Source organism: Enterobacter sp. BIDMC 30 (genome assembly GCF_000534355.1).
Taxonomy (GTDB): Bacteria; Pseudomonadota; Gammaproteobacteria; order Enterobacterales; family Enterobacteriaceae; genus Enterobacter; species Enterobacter ludwigii.
Map to the genome: position 1 here is coordinate 3,871,595 of NZ_KI973169.1, position 16,769 is coordinate 3,888,363.

17 protein-coding genes are annotated in these 16,769 nt (G+C 56.7%); 13 read left to right on the plus strand and 4 right to left on the minus strand.

What is annotated here, in order from left to right; translation table 11 throughout:
* Positions 1–196 precede the first annotated feature (196 nt).
* From folD to L466_RS04175, 5 genes are all read left to right on the plus strand, one after another.
* Positions 197–1,063, plus strand: a complete 867-nt coding sequence (gene folD, locus L466_RS04195) for a bifunctional methylenetetrahydrofolate dehydrogenase/methenyltetrahydrofolate cyclohydrolase FolD (protein WP_014168945.1) — start codon at positions 197–199, stop codon at positions 1,061–1,063.
* Between the two features lies 1 nt (position 1,064).
* On the plus strand, positions 1,065–1,277 hold the full coding sequence (gene ybcJ, locus L466_RS04190; RefSeq protein WP_014168944.1) for a ribosome-associated protein YbcJ: 213 nt from the start codon (positions 1,065–1,067) through the stop codon (positions 1,275–1,277).
* A gap of 220 nt (positions 1,278–1,497) precedes the next feature.
* Positions 1,498–2,997 (plus strand): PTS transporter subunit EIIC, encoded by a 1,500-nt coding sequence (locus tag L466_RS04185; RefSeq protein WP_014168943.1) that lies wholly within the window; start codon positions 1,498–1,500, stop codon positions 2,995–2,997.
* 84 nt (positions 2,998–3,081) lie between these two features.
* Entirely contained in the window at positions 3,082–4,098 is a 1,017-nt protein-coding gene (gene malI, locus L466_RS04180; protein WP_014168942.1) for a Mal regulon transcriptional regulator MalI, read from the plus strand.
* 72 nt (positions 4,099–4,170) lie between these two features.
* Positions 4,171–4,692 (plus strand): metal-dependent hydrolase, encoded by a 522-nt coding sequence (locus L466_RS04175; protein WP_025204825.1) that lies wholly within the window; start codon positions 4,171–4,173, stop codon positions 4,690–4,692.
* A 79-nt stretch (positions 4,693–4,771) separates the two neighbouring features.
* Here L466_RS04175 and cysS read toward each other — a convergent pair whose 3' ends face one another.
* Positions 4,772–6,157: a cysteine--tRNA ligase gene (gene cysS / locus L466_RS04170; RefSeq protein ID WP_020885161.1), complete on the minus strand. Its 1,386-nt coding sequence runs from the start codon at positions 6,155–6,157 to the stop codon at positions 4,772–4,774.
* Between the two features lie 174 nt (positions 6,158–6,331).
* On the opposite strand from cysS, the gene ppiB reads away from it, so the two are divergent.
* The 6 genes from ppiB to mnmH all read left to right on the plus strand — a co-directional run bounded on the left by ppiB (position 6,332) and on the right by mnmH (position 10,840).
* The gene (gene ppiB, locus L466_RS04165; RefSeq protein ID WP_014168939.1) at positions 6,332–6,826 is read left to right on the plus strand and encodes a peptidylprolyl isomerase B; all 495 of its coding nucleotides are present in this window, start codon (positions 6,332–6,334) and stop codon (positions 6,824–6,826) included.
* A gap of 3 nt (positions 6,827–6,829) precedes the next feature.
* Complete coding sequence (gene lpxH, locus L466_RS04160; protein ID WP_020885162.1) at positions 6,830–7,552, plus strand: UDP-2,3-diacylglucosamine diphosphatase; 723 nt, start codon at positions 6,830–6,832, stop codon at positions 7,550–7,552.
* A gap of 137 nt (positions 7,553–7,689) precedes the next feature.
* Positions 7,690–7,899, plus strand: coding sequence for a YdgH/BhsA/McbA-like domain containing protein (locus tag L466_RS04155; protein ID WP_013095921.1), 210 nt, complete (start codon positions 7,690–7,692; stop codon positions 7,897–7,899).
* Between the two features lie 212 nt (positions 7,900–8,111).
* Positions 8,112–8,621: a 5-(carboxyamino)imidazole ribonucleotide mutase gene (gene purE / locus L466_RS04150; RefSeq protein ID WP_020885164.1), complete on the plus strand. Its 510-nt coding sequence runs from the start codon at positions 8,112–8,114 to the stop codon at positions 8,619–8,621.
* Positions 8,618–9,685: a 5-(carboxyamino)imidazole ribonucleotide synthase gene (purK, locus tag L466_RS04145; RefSeq protein ID WP_032681533.1), complete on the plus strand. Its 1,068-nt coding sequence runs from the start codon at positions 8,618–8,620 to the stop codon at positions 9,683–9,685. The genes purE and purK overlap by 4 nt, the downstream gene beginning before the upstream one ends.
* An 84-nt stretch (positions 9,686–9,769) precedes the next feature.
* Positions 9,770–10,840: a tRNA 2-selenouridine(34) synthase MnmH gene (gene mnmH / locus L466_RS04140; RefSeq protein ID WP_032681535.1), complete on the plus strand. Its 1,071-nt coding sequence runs from the start codon at positions 9,770–9,772 to the stop codon at positions 10,838–10,840.
* A gap of 71 nt (positions 10,841–10,911) precedes the next feature.
* Here the strand turns inward: mnmH and L466_RS04135 are convergent, their stop codons facing one another.
* The 3 genes from L466_RS04135 to ybbA all read right to left on the minus strand — a co-directional run bounded on the left by L466_RS04135 (position 10,912) and on the right by ybbA (position 15,337).
* Positions 10,912–12,057 (minus strand): porin, encoded by a 1,146-nt coding sequence (locus tag L466_RS04135; RefSeq protein WP_014168933.1) that lies wholly within the window; start codon positions 12,055–12,057, stop codon positions 10,912–10,914.
* A gap of 182 nt (positions 12,058–12,239) precedes the next feature.
* Positions 12,240–14,654, minus strand: coding sequence for a putative ABC transporter permease subunit YbbP (ybbP, locus tag L466_RS04130; RefSeq protein WP_032681537.1), 2,415 nt, complete (start codon positions 14,652–14,654; stop codon positions 12,240–12,242).
* Positions 14,651–15,337 carry a putative ABC transporter ATP-binding protein YbbA gene (gene ybbA / locus L466_RS04125; protein ID WP_014168931.1) on the minus strand — a complete coding sequence of 229 codons (687 nt, stop codon included), beginning with the start codon at positions 15,335–15,337 and terminating at the stop codon, positions 14,651–14,653. Before ybbA ends, ybbP begins: the two co-directional genes overlap by 4 nt.
* Here ybbA and tesA point away from each other — a divergent pair.
* On the plus strand, positions 15,308–15,931 hold the full coding sequence (gene tesA, locus L466_RS04120; RefSeq protein ID WP_025206538.1) for a multifunctional acyl-CoA thioesterase I/protease I/lysophospholipase L1: 624 nt from the start codon (positions 15,308–15,310) through the stop codon (positions 15,929–15,931). The genes ybbA and tesA overlap by 30 nt on opposite strands.
* On the plus strand, positions 15,921–16,730 hold the full coding sequence (locus tag L466_RS04115; protein ID WP_086532865.1) for an SDR family oxidoreductase: 810 nt from the start codon (positions 15,921–15,923) through the stop codon (positions 16,728–16,730). The genes tesA and L466_RS04115 overlap by 11 nt, the downstream gene beginning before the upstream one ends.
* Positions 16,731–16,769: the final 39 nt, after the last annotated feature.

Sequence of the window (16,769 nt, forward strand, 5' to 3'; positions counted from 1 at the left end):
ATTTTAAAATATGTCAAAACGCTGTCATTTCGCCAGGTCACATCCTAATCCTGCCTAAGAAATTGACCATCCCCTCAGAAGGGTTTTTACGGCCTCCTGATGAAAACTCGCAAAGGGTGACTGACAGCGGCGCTCGCTTCTGACAAAATACAGGCAATCCCCCCTTTCAAACGTTACAGACGGAATCTTCTCTCTGATGGCAGCAAAGATTATTGACGGTAAAACGATTGCGCAGCAGGTGCGCTCTGAGGTCGCGGAAAAAGTGAAGGCGCGTAAAGCTGCCGGAAAACGCGCCCCCGGGCTGGCCGTTGTGCTGGTCGGCAGCAACCCGGCATCGCAGATTTATGTCGGCAGCAAACGCAAAGCGTGTGAAGAGGTGGGGTTCGTCTCCCGCTCTTACGATTTGCCGGAAACCACCAGCGAAGCAGAGCTGCTGGAACTTATTGATACCCTGAATGCCGACAACGCGATCGACGGTATTCTGGTTCAGCTGCCGCTGCCAGCCGGCATCGACAACGTGAAGGTGCTGGAACGTATCGCCCCCGACAAAGACGTTGATGGTTTCCACCCGTACAACGTGGGCCGTCTGTGCCAGCGCGCCCCGCGTCTGCGTCCGTGCACGCCGCGCGGTATCGTTACGCTGCTGGAGCGTTATAACATCGATACCTACGGTCTGAACGCCGTGGTCATTGGCGCATCAAACATTGTCGGCCGTCCGATGAGCATGGAGCTGCTGCTCGCTGGCTGCACCACCACCGTGACCCACCGCTTCACCAAAAATCTGCGTCATCACGTAGAAAACGCCGATCTGCTGATCGTGGCGGTCGGGAAGCCGGGCTTTATTCCGGGTGAATGGATTAAAGAAGGCGCGATCGTTGTGGACGTCGGTATTAACCGTCTGGAAAACGGGAAAGTGGTTGGTGACGTGGTTTACGAAGATGCTGCGGCTCGCGCCTCTTACATTACCCCAGTTCCGGGCGGCGTAGGCCCGATGACCGTTGCCACACTGATTCAGAATACTTTGCAGGCATGCGAAGAGTACCACGACGTAGAGGACGCGTAAGATGGCCACATTTTCATTAGGTAAACACCCGCACGTTGAGCTGTGCGATCTGCTGAAGCTGGAAGGCTGGACCGAAAGCGGCGCACAGGCCAAAATCGCCATTGCCGATGGGCTTGTTAAGGTGGACGGCGCAGTGGAAACCCGCAAGCGCTGCAAAATTGTCGCGGGTCAGACCGTGAGCTTTGAAGGGCAAACCGTGACGGTGACCGCCTGATGCTCTCCCCCCTCTCCCGTCGGGAGAGGGAACCCACATTCCCCCACACCCATCGCGGTTAATTATCGATCGACTTCAAATAATCATTATTTCATCTGTTGAAAAGTGAAAATTCTGTTGCGCGTTTTTCACTCTTTCCCCACGATAAGTAGAACGTTCTACTAAAACGTTCTACTTACAATAACAGCGCCAAAAAAAGCGCTACTCGGGGGAAATCAGCATGAGTCTGATATCAGGGTTTGTTAAATCGCTCTCTAAATTATCGATGATTGGTCGCGCGTTAATGCTGCCAATTTCACTGCTTCCCGCTGCGGGCCTGCTGCTGGCCTTTGGCGATAAGTTTCACCTGCCGCTGATGATGAACGCGGGCGGGGTTATCTTTGATAACCTGCCGATGCTGTTTGCCATTGGTTCCGCCGTGGGGCTGGCATCCGAGTCCGGCATTGCCGCGCTCTCGGCGGCGGTCTCGGTGTTTGTCACCAACATCACCATCAGCACCGTCTTGAGCATCACGCCGGAAATGGCGTCACAGGGCGGCAAATACGCGATGGTGGTCGGCATCCCGACGTTGCAGATGGGCGTCTTCGGCGGCCTGATCTGCGGGATTCTCGCCGCCTGGTGCTATAACCGTTTCCACACCCTGCAGCTGCCAGAGTTCCTCGGGTTCTTCTCCGGGAAACGCTTTGTGGCGATTGCGACAGCGTTTCTCTCTTTCCTGCTCGGCCTGCTGTTGCCGTATGTCTGGCAGCATATCCAGGCGGGCATCGATGCGCTCTCCGTGGTGGTTAATGGCGATAATCAGGCAGCCTCGACCTTTATCTTCGGTCTGGTGGAACGCGCGCTGATCCCGCTCGGCCTGCACCACATCTGGTATCCCTCTTTCTGGTATTCGTTTGGGGATTACACCACCCAGGCCGGTCAGGTGATTCACGGCGACCAGACCATCTGGTTCAAGATGCTGGAAGAAGGGGTCAAATCCTTCAGCAGCGACAGCTACCAGAACGCCGGTAAGTTCATGCAGGGTGAATTCCCGCTGATGCTGTTCGCGCTGCCTGCGGCGTGCCTGGCGATGTACCACGAAGCACACACCAAAAATAAGAAAATCGCGGCCGGTATTTTGTTCTCTGCGGCGCTCACCTGTTTCCTGACGGGGATCACCGAGCCGGTTGAATTTACCTTTATCTTCGTCGCCCCTATTCTGTACGTCTTTAACGCCATCATGGCCGGTCTGGCGTACATGACCATGTATCTGCTGCATGCGCATATCGCCAAGTCGTTCTCTGCGGGCTTTATCGACTACCTGTCGTTCGGGATCCTGCCGTCATTTAACGGCTACAAAACTAACTTCCTTAACGCCATTATTATCGGCATTCCGATGGGCCTGATTTACTACTTCACGTTCCGCTTTGTGATCCGTCGTTTCGACGTGAAAACGCCGGGCCGTACAGAAGTGACCGCCAGTGCGGACGATAAGTCAGATTCAGAACTCGCCACAGAGATCATCAACCTGCTGGGCGGCGCGCACAACATCGACTCCGTCGGCTCCTGCATCACCCGTCTGCGCCTGGAAGTGGCAAAAAGTGAAGCGGTTGATAAGGACGGTCTGAACGGCCTTGGCGCCCGCGGCGTAGTGTTCGTCGGTGATAACGGTATTCAGGTGATTTTCGGTGCCAGAGCACAGTTTATCGCCCAGACCATGTCCACCATGATTGGCAAATAATAAGATGCCTGAACGACACGTCTCCTGTACGCTGGGGGACGTTGTCTTATCTGGCTGATAATCGGTAAATTTCAGGGAGCGGTTTTGAAGAAAGTCAGCATCATTGATGTCGCAAAGCATGCGGGCGTTTCGGTCTCCACCGTGTCGCTGGTGCTGCGCCAGAAAGGGAAGATTTCAGACGCAACGATCGCGAAGGTCAATGCTGCCATCACTACGCTGGGCTATGTTCACAACGTCGCCGCTGCCAACCTCCGCGCCAACACCTCCAACCTGATTGGCCTGATCCTGCGCGACTTTAGCGACAGCTTTTCCATTAAGGTGATGGCGAGCATCGTCCAGGAGCTGGAGAGACAGGGGTATATGGTTTTCCTCGGCCAGCCGCTGAACGACCATGAACATCTTGAGCGCTGCCTGCTGTCGTTTAAACAGCAGGGGGTCGCCGGCGTTATCTATCTGGCCTCTGACACCCGGGCATCCTCGCTGCCGGAACACATCCGTCAGTGCCCGCTGCCGCTGGTGGTGGTCTCTCAGTCCCTGCTGGATGAAAAATGCAATCTGGTGATGCGCGACAACCGCCAGGCGGCGAACCTTGCCGCGCGTTATCTTATCGAGCGCGGGCACCGCAACATTGCCTACATTGGGGGTCGTGAAGGCTGCCTTATCCGCGAGCAACGTCTGCTCGGCTTTCGCAGCGCGATGACCCAGAACGGCCTGGTCTGGCGTGAGGAATACTCGCCTGCGTGTAGCGATGACACGCTGGCCGCAGGTTTCGCCACCCGCCAGCTGCTGGAAAAAAACAACACCATTACCGCCCTGCTCTGCCACTCGCCGGATGCGATGATCGGCTCCATCTCCGGCATTCATCAGGTGGGGCGCACCGTGGGGAAAGATGTGTTTCTCACCCAGCAGGTCGCGCTGGTCGGTTTTGAAGATATGCTGCACGTGAACCTGACGTCTCCCTCGTTTACCTACGTTTCCTCCGCCAGTGAGGAGACGGGGCGTCAGGCGGCGGGGTTGATCATCCGCAAGTTAAAAGAGCCGGATCTGCAAACACAGCGTATCACCCTTTCCGGGCAGCTTATTGCCCGGGAATCGGCGTAAATAAGACGCTAACACCATCCTCATTGCGCCCATTCGCTGCTATATTTCCCTGCTTTGCCATGGATAATTGCAATGCCTACCGTTATCACCCACGCTGCAGTGCCTTTGTGTCTGGGTTTAGGCCTGGGAAGTAAAATCATCCCTCCCCGCCTGCTGTTTGCCGGCGTCGTCCTCGCCATGCTGCCGGACGCCGACGTGCTGGCGTTTAAGTTCGGCGTTGCCTACGGCAATGTGTTCGGCCACCGCGGCTTTACCCACTCCCTGCTGTTTGCCTTTGTGGTGCCGATACTTTGCGTACTGATGGGCCGACGATGGTTTCGGGCAAGCCTGACCCGCTGCTGGCTGTTCTTAACCGTGTCTCTGCTGTCGCACAGCTTGCTGGATTCCATCACCACCGGGGGAAAAGGCGTCGGCTGGCTGTGGCCGTGGTCAGATGAACGGTTTTTTGCACCGTGGCAGGTCATTAAGGTCGCGCCGTTTGCGCTGTCACGCTATACCACGCCCTACGGGCATCAGGTGATTATGTCGGAGCTGCTGTGGGTGTGGCTGCCAGGGGTTGTGCTGATGGGGCTGTTGTGGTGGAAGCGGAGGTAAAAGCAAAACGGCAACCCAGTTGCCGTTTTTCGTGTTTGCACCCTCTCCCGGTGGGAGAGGGCATCAGCGCGCACCAGAATTATTTTCGACGCCAGGTGGTTCCCTGCGGGCCATCTTCCAGAATGATGCCCATTTCCGTCAGACGGTTACGCGCGGCATCTGCTGCCGCCCAGTCTTTCGCCTGACGCGCTTCCAGACGCGCGTTGATAAGTTGCTCAATCTCCGCCACTTCGCTATCGTCCGCCTGCGCACCGCTTTGCAGGAACAGATCCGGTTCCTGCTCCAGCAGACCCAGTACCGAAGAGAGCTTACGCAGATGGGAGGCCAATGCATTCGCCGCCGCCATATCTTCTGACTTCAGACGGTTAACTTCACGCGCCATATCAAACAGCACGGAGTAGGCTTCCGGCGTGTTGAAGTCATCGTTCATCACGTCAATAAAGCGCGCTTCAAACGCCTCACCACCTGCCGCGGGTACAGATTTATCGGTACCGCGCAGGGCAGTGTACAGACGCTCCAGCGCCGCACGCGCCTGTTTCAGGTTCTCTTCACTGTAGTTCAGCTGGCTGCGATAGTGACCAGACATCAGGAAGTAGCGCACGGTTTCCGCATCGTAATATTTCAGCACGTCGCGCACGGTGAAGAAGTTGCCCAGAGATTTAGACATCTTCTCACGGTCAACCATCACCATCCCGGAGTGCATCCAGTAGTTCACGTACTCGCCACCATGCGCACAGGTTGACTGTGCAATTTCGTTTTCATGGTGCGGGAACATCAGATCCGAACCGCCACCGTGAATATCGAAATGTTTGCCCAGCTGTTTGCAGTTCATCGCCGAGCACTCAATGTGCCAGCCAGGACGCCCTTCGCCCCACGGGGAAGGCCAGCTTGGTTCGCCCTCTTTGGACATCTTCCACAGCACGAAGTCCATCGGGTTACGCTTCACGTCCACCACATCAACGCGTGCACCGGCCTGCAGCTGATCCAGATCCTGACGGGAAAGCTGACCGTAGGTAGGGTCAGTCGGCACGGAGAACATCACGTCACCGTTATCGGCCACATAGGCGTGACCACGTTCGATCAGCTTTTCGGTGATGTCGATAATTTCGTGGATATGGTGGGTGGCACGCGGCTCGCTGTCCGGACGCTGAATATTCAGGGCGTCGAAATCTTTGTGCATTTCCGCGATCATACGATCCACCAGCGCAACAAAGCTTTCGCCATTTTCGTTCGCGCGCTTGATGATTTTGTCGTCGATGTCGGTGATGTTACGCACGTATTTCAGGTTGTAGCCCAGAAAACGCAGGTAGCGCGAGACAACGTCGAATGCAACAAAGGTACGGCCATGGCCGATATGACAGAGATCGTAAACCGTAATACCACACACGTACATGCCGACTTCCCCGGCATGGATAGGTTTAAATTCCTCTTTTTGGCGCGTCATTGTATTAAAGATTTTTAACATCGAAGATTCCATGTAAACACGTGTGTGGTTGAAAACCGGTTATTCTACCTGTAATTCAAACCTGAAGCAGCACACAATGCAAGGTGATCGCATCCTGTGGTTATGCTATAACAAGCCCCTATAGATGACCCAAACGCGGGTCGACGTACCACAATAACGGAACAGGATGCAAAAATGGTTACTTTCCACACTAATCATGGCGATATCGTAATCAAAACCTTTGATGACAAAGCGCCTGAAACAGTTAAAAACTTCCTGGACTACTGCCGCGAAGGTTTCTACAACAACACTATTTTCCACCGCGTGATCAACGGCTTTATGATCCAGGGCGGCGGTTTCGAACCTGGCATGAACCAGAAAGCGACGAAAGAAGCGATCAAAAACGAAGCGAACAACGGTCTGAAAAACACCCGTGGTACGCTGGCGATGGCGCGTACGCAGGCTCCTCACTCTGCAACAGCCCAGTTCTTCATCAACGTTGCTGACAACGACTTCCTGAACTTCTCCGGCGAAAGCCTGCAGGGTTGGGGCTACTGCGTCTTCGCAGAAGTGGTTGAAGGTATGGACGTAGTCGACAAAATCAAAGCCGTGGCGACCGGCCGCAGCGGCATGCATCAGGACGTTCCAAAAGAAGACGTCGTGATTAACAGCGTGACCGTCAGCGAGTAATTCGTGGCGACACTCTTTATTGCAGATTTGCACCTGCAAACAGAAGAACCGGCGATCACCGCCGGTTTTCTGCGTTTTTTACGCGGTGAAGCGAAAAGTGCCGATGCACTTTACATTCTGGGTGACCTGTTTGAAGCCTGGATTGGCGACGACGATCCTAACCCGCTGCACCGTGAGATGGCGGCAGCCATTAACGCGCTGGTCGATTCCGGCGTCCCCTGCTTCTTTATCCACGGCAATCGTGATTTCCTGCTCGGCAAGCACTACGCCCGCGAAAGCGGCATGACGCTGCTGCCGGAAGAGCAGGTACTCGACCTTTATGGCCGAAAGGTGTTAATCATGCACGGTGACACACTTTGCACTGACGACACCGGCTATCAGGCGTTTCGCGCTAAGGTTCATACCCCGTGGATCCAAAAACTATTCCTGGCTCTGCCGCTGTTTATCCGCAAGCGGATCGCAGCCAGAATGCGTGCAGACAGTAAGGCCGCCAACAGCGGCAAATCCATGGCCATTATGGACGTTAATCCCCAGGCGGTAGTCAGGGTCATGGAAAAACACCGCGTTCAGTGGTTGATCCACGGTCATACTCATCGTCCCGATGTGCATACCCTTACCGCCAACGGCGAAGCGGCCCACCGCGTCGTCCTGGGGGCCTGGCACAGCGAAGGTTCTATGGTCAGCGTCACGCCTGACGGTGTGGAACTGATCGCTTTCCCGTTTTAACCCGCCAAAAAATCATTCTATTTTTTTGAACAATATCGGCAAATTGTTTCGATTTTAATCAGCCCGTGGTCGGCCTATTATTTATCACATCAGGGCAACACGCCCTATCCCAGATAAAACATTTAAGGAATACGACCATGAAATCCATCAAAACTTTCGTTGCAGTTGCCGCACTCTCTCTGATCTCTTTCGGTTCTTTTGCTCAGAGCGTCAGCGCCACGGCCTCTACCCTTGACCGCGCAGAAGCGAAAATTGCCGCTCAGGCTGCTGAACAGGGCGCGTCTTACAAAATCACCAGCGCTCAGTTTAACAACCGCGTTCATATGACGGCAGAACTGACTAAATAAGACGTCTGCTGACCGTGCCGTCCGTCAAAAGCACATCAAAGCACATCGATGCCTGATAAAACAGACCGCCAGAACGCGGTCTGTTTTGTTATCTCCTGAGGGCCACAACGGCTCAGTTTTTAACCGCGCAACCGTTTTCCTTGCCCCTATTACATGCTATTCTCTGTGCCCTCGAAAGCAGTGTGTTTCGCACCACAGGAGTTTTAAGACGCATGTCTTCCCGCAATAATCCGGCGCGTGTCGCCATCGTGATGGGGTCCAAAAGCGACTGGGCTACCATGCAGTTCACCGCCGAAATCTTTGAAATCCTGAATGTTCCGCACCACGTTGAAGTGGTCTCCGCACACCGTACACCGGACAAACTGTTCAGCTTCGCCGAAAGCGCCGAAGAGAAGGGTTATGAGGTGATCATTGCCGGTGCGGGCGGCGCAGCACATCTGCCAGGCATGATTGCCGCCAAAACGCTGGTACCGGTACTGGGTGTTCCGGTGCAAAGCGCTGCGTTAAGTGGTGTCGATAGCCTCTATTCCATCGTTCAGATGCCGCGTGGCATTCCGGTCGGCACGCTGGCCATTGGTAAAGCGGGCGCTGCCAACGCTGCCCTGCTCGCCGCGCAGATCCTGGCGACTCACGATAAAGCGTTACATCAGCGTCTGGCGGACTGGCGTAAAGCTCAGACCGACGAGGTGCTGGACAATCCGGACCCGCGGGGTGCGGCATGAAGCAGGTATGCGTCCTCGGTAATGGTCAGTTAGGCCGTATGCTGCGTCAGGCCGGCGAGCCGCTGGGTATTGCCGTCTGGCCCGTCGGGCTGGATGACGAACCGGAAGCCGTGCCGTTTCACCAGAGTGTGATCACCGCGGAGATTGAACGCTGGCCACAAACGGCCCTGACGCGCGAGCTGGCGCGTCACAATGCCTTCGTTAACCGCGACGTCTTTCCCATTATTGCTGACCGTCTGACGCAAAAGCAGCTGTTCGATAAGCTCGGGCTGCCGACTGCGCCGTGGCAGCTGTTGTCCGATAAAAGCGAGTGGAAGGATATATTTGCAATGCTGGGCGAGCTGGCAATTGTGAAGCGTCGCGTCGGCGGGTACGACGGTCGTGGACAGTGGCGTCTGCACGCCGATGACACTCACGAGCTGCCGGACGATTGCTACGGGGAGTGCATCGTTGAGCAAGGCATTAACTTCAGCGGTGAAGTCTCTCTGGTAGGTGCTCGCGGGCAGGATGGCCATACCGTTTTTTATCCGCTGACGCATAACCTGCATCAGGACGGGATCCTGCGTACCAGCGTTGCATTCCCGCAGGCCAGTGCTGAACAGCAGGCGCAGGCAGAAGAGATGCTCTCTGCCATCATGCACGAACTCGGTTACGTCGGCGTCATGGCGATGGAGTGTTTTGTCACGCCGTCCGGTCTGCTGATTAACGAACTGGCACCGCGCGTTCACAACAGCGGTCACTGGACCCAAAACGGGGCGTCCATCAGCCAGTTCGAGCTGCACCTGCGCGCCATCACTGACCTGCCGCTGCCGCAGCCGGTGGTCAACAGCCCGTCGGTGATGATCAACCTGATCGGTACCGATCTGAACTACGACTGGCTCAAGCTGCCGCTGGTGCATCTGCACTGGTATGACAAAGAGGTGCGTCCGGGTCGTAAGGTCGGTCACCTGAACCTGAACGATACCGACACCGATCGTCTGAGCGCCACGCTGGAAGCGATTATTCCTCTCCTGCCGCCGGAATACGCGAGCGGAATTATCTGGGCGCAATCAAAGCTTAAGTAATACTCCTCTGCCGGGGAGTTGACCTTCCCCCTCCCCGGCGTACAATCCCCGGCCATTGCAGCTTAGTTTTCTTCTGGAAAAACCATGAACGATGGAACGGACTATCGCGCGATCCTCGCATCCGATACCCCTTTAATCGACGTTCGCGCGCCGATCGAATTCGCCCAGGGCGCGATGCCTGCGGCAATCAACCTGCCTCTGATGAACGATGATGAACGCGCCGCCGTCGGTACCTGCTATAAACGCCAGGGGCCGGACGCTGCGCTTGCTCTCGGCCATAGCCTGGTCGCAGGCAATACCCGTGAGATGCGCATTAACGCCTGGCGCGAAGCCTGTCTCTCCCACCCCACCGGCTACCTCTGCTGCGCGCGTGGCGGTCAACGCTCGCATATCACTCAGGCCTGGTTGAAAGCGCGCGGCGTGGATTACCCGCTGATCGCAGGCGGCTATAAAGCGCTGCGTCAGACCGCGATTGAGGTAACTGCTGAGCAGGTGCAAAAACCGATGGTGCTGATCGGCGGCTGTACCGGGAGCGGCAAAACGTTGCTGGTGAAACAGCACGCGCAGGGCGTGGATCTGGAAGGGCTGGCACACCATCGCGGCTCGTCGTTTGGCCGCACGCTTACACCACAGCTTTCGCAGGCGAGCTTCGAAAACCAGCTCGCCGTCGTGCTGTTGAAAAAAGAGGCCGCACGCTGGGTGCTGGAGGATGAAGGGCGGATGATTGGCTCCAACCACCTGCCGGAATGCCTGCGAGACCGCATGGTTCAGGCACCTGTTGTGGTGGTAGAAGACCCGTTTGATGTCCGTCTTGAACGCCTGCGTGAAGAGTATTTCGACCATATGTGGGCGGATTTTTCTGCTGCCTTTGGCGAAGAGGCGGGCTGGAAAGCGTACAGCGAATACCTGCACCACGGCCTGTTTGCCATTCGCCGCCGTCTGGGGCTGCAGCGCTTTGCAGACTTTACGGCGCTGCTGGATTCCGCCCTGCAGGAGCAACAACGTTCTGGCAGCACCGACGCGCATTTGCGCTGGCTTGCCCCGCTGCTGAACGACTATTACGACCCGATGTACACCTGGCAGCTGGCAAAAAAGGCGGAGAAGATTGTGTATCGCGGAACGTTTGAGGACGTGGCTGACTGGCTCAATCGCTGAATCACGCGCAAAAAAAACGGCAACCCAGGGTTGCCGTTTTCATATCGGGGTGACTCCCCTGCGGACTGAACTTAGAAGTCGTAACGCAGACGCACCAGGTTCATGTCGCCCAGGTTATCCGTGCTGGAGGTGAACACGTGTTCGTAATCAACACGGAAACCGTAGTCCAGCTGGACGCTAACACCCACGCCGTTATCGATACGCTGGTAGTTACGACCATTCACGTACTCAATACGGTCACCCATGAAGTAAGGCTGGATGGATTTCACCGCATACTGATCGATTGGGAATTTGTACCCTGCGAAGTATTCAATACCCCATGCATCACCGGCAAAGTAGTTGTCAGTAGACACTTTTTTGGTGGTCAGGAAGTTCTGGTACCAGCCGCCGCCAGCCGAGAAGGTCCAGTTATCCGGCGTCCAGCTCAGCGCGGTACCGAGGATATTCTGGTCGTAAGATTTGCTGTCGCCGTTGTCCGGGTTACGCATGTCCGCGCGGGTGTAGTTCCACGCTGCGCCCCAGGTCAGATCGGTGGTCAGGTGGTAATCCAGACCCAGTGAACCGCCGCCTTTACGTTTGTAACGCAGGCCATTGCCCGGCAGGTATTCGCTGTCTTCAAACAGGTAGGATGCATAGATATCCGCATCGCCTACGGTTTTCTTATATTTCAGCATTTTGCGTGAACGATAAGAGCCGTCGTAGTCACCGTTGATCCCGTTACCTGGAGCCTGACCAATCATGTCGTAGTCCCAGATATCGGTTTTCACGCCAACCACATCATAGTAAACGCTGTTCTGTTGACCGAAGGTCAGCGTACCCCAGGTGTCGCTCTTCAGACCGGTGTAAAGCATACGGCGAGAGGTGTCGTTAGCACCTTCAGCGTAGTGGTTATCCCAGTTGAACAGCGCCGGAATGTTCACACCCAGCTCGTAGTAGCTGATCCAGCTGATGTCATCAAACAGATAGTAATCTGCTGCGAAACGGAAACGGGTGCCGCCGTCGAAGCCATTACGTTTGTAGGAGCCTTTATCGCCGTCGCCCGTCATCATGTTGAACTGAGGACGAATACTGCCGCCAACGGTAAAGTTAAGACGGCTCAGCGGGTTACCTGCCTGAGGGTCTTGTTTAAGAACCGTGATTTCCGCCTGAGATGCGAAGGAGGTCAATGCCACTGCTGCGCCAATTGTTACTGCCAGCGCTGATTTTTTTATAGTCATTATTTTTCCTTTATAGACACGCTGCTAAATATTTAGCAGGTGAATATTAACTGGAAATAATCTTGCTGTGTGCGCGGGTTTTTAATGTTTTGTGCTACTAAACGCATGGGTATTACCGATTTGTGCTGCTAAATTATTACGCACCAGCAGATAAACCGGTGCGTAATTATCACGGATTTGAACTAACTGGCAAACTGACGGAACAGCGCTTTGCCTTTTAGCAATCGCGTGCCGAGCCAGCCGCCGCACAGCGACAGCAGCACCGCACCGCAGACCGGCAGCGTGAACCACAGTCGCCAGTCAGGCTCCCACGGGAAATCGAAGACGCGGGTCTGCAGCACGGCTAACGCCGTCTCAGCACCCATCGCCGCCACCAGACCCGAGACCAGCCCCAGCAGGGCGAACTCGCTCCACAGCGTGGTGCGCAGCAGTCGCTTACTCGCCCCGAGCGTGCGATAGACCACCAGCTCCTGATGACGCTGCCGCATCCCGACCTGCACCTGGGCCAGCAGCAACAGTACGCCGCAGATCGTCACCAGCACCACCATGACCTCCAGAGCCCGGCTGACCTGCTCCAGCACCTGCCCGACCTGTTTAAGGATCGCGCCAATATCCAGCAGGCTGACCGTCGGAAATTCGCGGTTCAGCCGGGTCAGCATACCGTTGCCGTTTTCCCAGCGGAAACTGGTGAGCCAGCTTTGCGGCTGTCCGTCCAGTGCGCCTGCGGGGAAAATAAAGAAGAAGTTCGGCCGCAGGCTTTCCCAGTCCACCTTACGCAGGCTGGTGACCTTAGCGCTAAAGTCCTGCGTATCGCCGGTAAAGGTCACGCTGTCGCCCAGCCTGACGTTCAGGCGCGTCGCCAGCCCCTCTTCCATCGACACTTCACCCGCTTTCGGCGGCCAGCTGCCGGCGGTAATCGGGTTGTGATCTGGACGTTTCTCCTGCCAGGTCAGGTTCAGTTCGCGGTTAAGCGATTCATCCTTGTTTCCCTCCGTGGACTGGCCGTTGATCTGCGTCAGACGCGCACGGACGATGGGGTAGAACGACTCCGGCACAATCTGGTGTTCCGCCAGGAACGTCTTCAGCGGTGTCACCTGCTCAGGGGCGATATTGATCAGGAAATAGTTCGGGCTTTCCGGCGGAAGCTGCTGTTGCCAGCGATCCAGCAGATCGCCGCGCAGCACCAGCAGCAGTGCCAGCAGCATAAACGACAGCGAAAAGGCAGACAGCTGACTCAGCGTAGACCAGGGCTGGTGCAGCAGACGGTTCACCGCCAGCCGCACGGGAAGCGACTTCACCGTCAGCTTTTTAAGCACATTAAGGAGCACCCAGCCGACCACACCACACAGCAGCGCCAGCACCACCGCCCCGGCCAGTACGGCCCACAGCAGCGTGCTGCCGCCCATCAGCCAGGCCAACAACCCAACCGACACCGCAACAATGACAGGAAGATAGAACTTCAGCGGCCAGACGTTGGCCACCACGTCACGGCGCAGTACGCGCAGCGGCTGCGTCGCGAGCAACAGCCGGTACGGGCGAAGCCCCACCAGCACCGAGATCACCATCATCGCGCCAATCGCCCACAGCCACGGCCAGAGGCTGGCCGGTGGAAGTGCGGCAGGCAGTACCGGTTTCAGCATGACCATCAGCAGCTTTTCAAACAGCAGCCCCATCGCCCCACCGGTGAGTGCTGACAACACCAGCAGCATCAGCCACTGGCCGACAATCAGCTTACGCAGCTGGGCGCTGCCCGCGCCAAGGGTTTTGAGGATCGCCACCAGATCGTATCGGCTGCGGCAGTAGTGCCCCATGGCCACCGCCACCGCCGCCACGGCCAGCAGCAGGGTTAACAGCGCTGAAAGCAGCAGGAACTGCTGAGACCGTTCGAGAGATTTACCAAGCGCCCCTTCGTCCTGCTCCAGTCCGTACCAGCGGTGCTCCGGTTTTAACTGCGGCAGCAGCCATTTTTCATACGCGTCAAGCTGGGCGGGCGTTCCCGCAAACTTATAGCGCCAGGTGACGCGGCTTCCCGGCTGCACGGCATGGGTATTCGCCACATCAGCGGCATTCATCAGCAAGCGCGGGGCAAGCTGGAACGGGTTAAAGCCGGAGTCAGGTTCCTGAACCACCTCCCCGGCGATGCGGAGCGTGGCGTCACCCACGTCGATGCTGTCACCCGTTTTCAGGTTCAGCAGCGCCATTAAACGTGGCGCCAGCAGCACCGTGCCCGGTTTCGGCTTTAACCCAGGCGGGCTGGTTTGCAGTTCACCGTACAGCGGGTAAAAGTCGTCGACGGCTTTGACGCTCGCCAGCTGCGGCGTATCGCCGGCAAAGGTCATGGTCTGAAAGTTCAGCTGTTCCCCCACCTTCAGTCCACGCTTACGCGCCTCCTCAAGCCAGCCCGGCGGGACGGGACGCGAGCTTTGCAGCGCCCTGTCTCCGGCCATAAACTCGCGGCTTTGCTGGCTTAACCCTTTCTCCATGCGATCGCTGACGCTGCCCAGCGCCAGCACGCAGGCTACCGCCAGGCTTAACGCCATCCAGACAATCAACAGCGTGGGCGAGCGCCATTCGCGCCAGAACCAGCGGGCAATCATGCTTCCTCCTGAAGTTCACCGTTAACCAGCCGCAGGCGACGGTCGCAGCGGGCAGCCAGTTGCGGATCGTGGGTCACCAGAATCAGCGTGGTACCGTGTTCACGGTTGAGCGAAAACAGCAGGTCGGCAATTTTATCCCCGGTCTTTCGGTCGAGGTTTCCGGTAGGCTCATCCGCAAACAGCACGTCCGGGCGGCCGTTAAACGCCCGGGCCAGGGCCACACGCTGTTGCTCCCCGCCGGAAAGCTGCGCCGGAAGATGGTCGAGGCGTTTGCCAAGCCCAAGCTGCTCCAGCAATGCCTTCGCGTGGGCGCGACTTTCACGGCTGTTACCGCCGCGCAGCAGTGCCGGCAGTTCAACGTTTTCCAGCGCATTGAGCGTCGGGATCAGCATGAAGGACTGAAAGACAAACCCGATATGACGTGCGCGGAGCGCGGCACGCGCCTCTTCATCAAGCTGATGCAGCGGTTGCCCGACCAGGTTGACCTCTCCACTGCTGCCGTCGTCCAGACCGGCTAAAATGGCCAGCAGCGTGGACTTCCCGGAACCGGACTCGCCAATCAGCGCAATGGTTTCGGCGCGTTTGACAACGAGTTCAACTCCGGTGAGGATGGAAAGCTCGTGTTCCCCCTGACCGACGGACTTCTTAAGACGATGAACTTCAACAATGTTTTCCGCTGGCATTTGCCCTTCCTGTTTTTAATCCTGATGACCTTCCGCGCGGCGGCAGCGGACACGTTACTGGTTCTCGGTGACAGCCTGAGTGCAGGCTATCGCATGGCGGCCAACGCGGCCTGGCCAGCTCTGCTCAATGACAAATGGCAGAGTAAGACAACGGTTATTAATGGCAGCATCAGCGGTGATACCTCGCAGCAAGGCTTGTCGCGCCTGCCAGCCTTGCTCAAACAGCATCAACCGCGATGGGTGCTGGTTGAGCTGGGCGGTAATGATGGCTTGCGTGGTTTCCAGCCTCAGCAAACGGAACAGACCCTGCGCACGATCCTTAAGGATATTAAGGCCGCGAATGCGCAACCGCTGCTGATGCAAATTCGCCTGCCCGCCAACTATGGACGTCGGTATAATGAAGCCTTTAGCGCGATCTACCCAAAGCTTGCCAACGAGTTTGATATTCCGCTGCTGCCATTTTTTATGGAAGAGGTCTATCTCAAACCCCAGTGGATGCAAGACGATGGGATCCACCCCAATCGCGATGCGCAGCCGTTTATTGCCGACTGGATGGCAACACGGCTGGCCCCTTTAGTTAAACATGACTCCTAATTCAGCGGAGATCCTGACAGGTAAAGTTATGCAAAAATCGGTCTTAATTACAGGATGTTCCAGCGGAATCGGTCTTGAAAGTGCACTCGAGTTGAAGCGTCAGGGATATTGGGTACTGGCGGCCTGCCGTAAACCCGACGACGTCGAACGCATGAACGGGCTGGGCTTTACCGGTGTGTTACTGGATTTAGACTCACCGGAAAGCGTGGAACGCGCTGCCGATGAGGTGCTGACCCTGACCGACAACCGTCTGTACGGCCTTTTTAACAATGCCGGCTACGGCGTGTATGGTCCCCTGGACACGCTCACCCGCGAACAGCTGGAAAAACAGTTTTCCACCAATTTCTTTGGCGTCCATCAGCTCACCATGCGCCTGCTCCCCGCCATGCTGCCGCACGGTGAAGGACGCATTGTGATGACCTCCTCCGTGATGGGGCTGATTTCAACGCCGGGCCGCGGGGCCTATGCCGCCAGCAAGTATGCGCTGGAGGCCTGGTCCGACGCCCTGCGCATGGAGTTGCGTCACAGCGGCATTAAGGTCAGCCTGATTGAGCCGGGCCCTATCCGCACCCGCTTTACGGAAAACGTTAACCAGACCCAGGCGGATAAACCGGTCGAAAACCCCGGTATCGCCGCACGCTTTACGCTCGGGCCGGAAGCAGTCGTCGCTAAAGTGCGCCATGCTTTTGAGAGCGAAAACCCAAAAATGCGCTATCCGGTGACGCTGGTAACCCATGCGGTAGGCTGGTTAAAACGCCTGCTGCCGGGCCGGATGATGGACAAAATTTTACACGGTTGAGTTGAAGCGTCGTCGCTAACCCCCATGTAAATAACAAAC

Coding starts and splice junctions, on each gene's coding strand:
- folD (WP_014168945.1), top strand. CDS start 197: ATGGCAGCAAAGATTATTGACGGTAAAACGATTGCGCAGCAGGTGCGC.
- ybcJ (WP_014168944.1), top strand. CDS start 1,065: ATGGCCACATTTTCATTAGGTAAACACCCGCACGTTGAGCTGTGCGAT.
- L466_RS04185 (WP_014168943.1), top strand. CDS start 1,498: ATGAGTCTGATATCAGGGTTTGTTAAATCGCTCTCTAAATTATCGATG.
- L466_RS04175 (WP_025204825.1), top strand. CDS start 4,171: ATGCCTACCGTTATCACCCACGCTGCAGTGCCTTTGTGTCTGGGTTTA.
- cysS (WP_020885161.1), bottom strand. CDS start 6,157: ATGTTAAAAATCTTTAATACAATGACGCGCCAAAAAGAGGAATTTAAA.
- ppiB (WP_014168939.1), top strand. CDS start 6,332: ATGGTTACTTTCCACACTAATCATGGCGATATCGTAATCAAAACCTTT.
- L466_RS04155 (WP_013095921.1), top strand. CDS start 7,690: ATGAAATCCATCAAAACTTTCGTTGCAGTTGCCGCACTCTCTCTGATC.
- purE (WP_020885164.1), top strand. CDS start 8,112: ATGTCTTCCCGCAATAATCCGGCGCGTGTCGCCATCGTGATGGGGTCC.
- purK (WP_032681533.1), top strand. CDS start 8,618: ATGAAGCAGGTATGCGTCCTCGGTAATGGTCAGTTAGGCCGTATGCTG.
- mnmH (WP_032681535.1), top strand. CDS start 9,770: ATGAACGATGGAACGGACTATCGCGCGATCCTCGCATCCGATACCCCT.
- L466_RS04135 (WP_014168933.1), bottom strand. CDS start 12,057: ATGACTATAAAAAAATCAGCGCTGGCAGTAACAATTGGCGCAGCAGTG.
- ybbP (WP_032681537.1), bottom strand. CDS start 14,654: ATGATTGCCCGCTGGTTCTGGCGCGAATGGCGCTCGCCCACGCTGTTG.
- tesA (WP_025206538.1), top strand. CDS start 15,308: ATGAACTTCAACAATGTTTTCCGCTGGCATTTGCCCTTCCTGTTTTTA.
- ybbA (WP_014168931.1), bottom strand. CDS start 15,337: ATGCCAGCGGAAAACATTGTTGAAGTTCATCGTCTTAAGAAGTCCGTC.
- L466_RS04115 (WP_086532865.1), top strand. CDS start 15,921: ATGACTCCTAATTCAGCGGAGATCCTGACAGGTAAAGTTATGCAAAAA.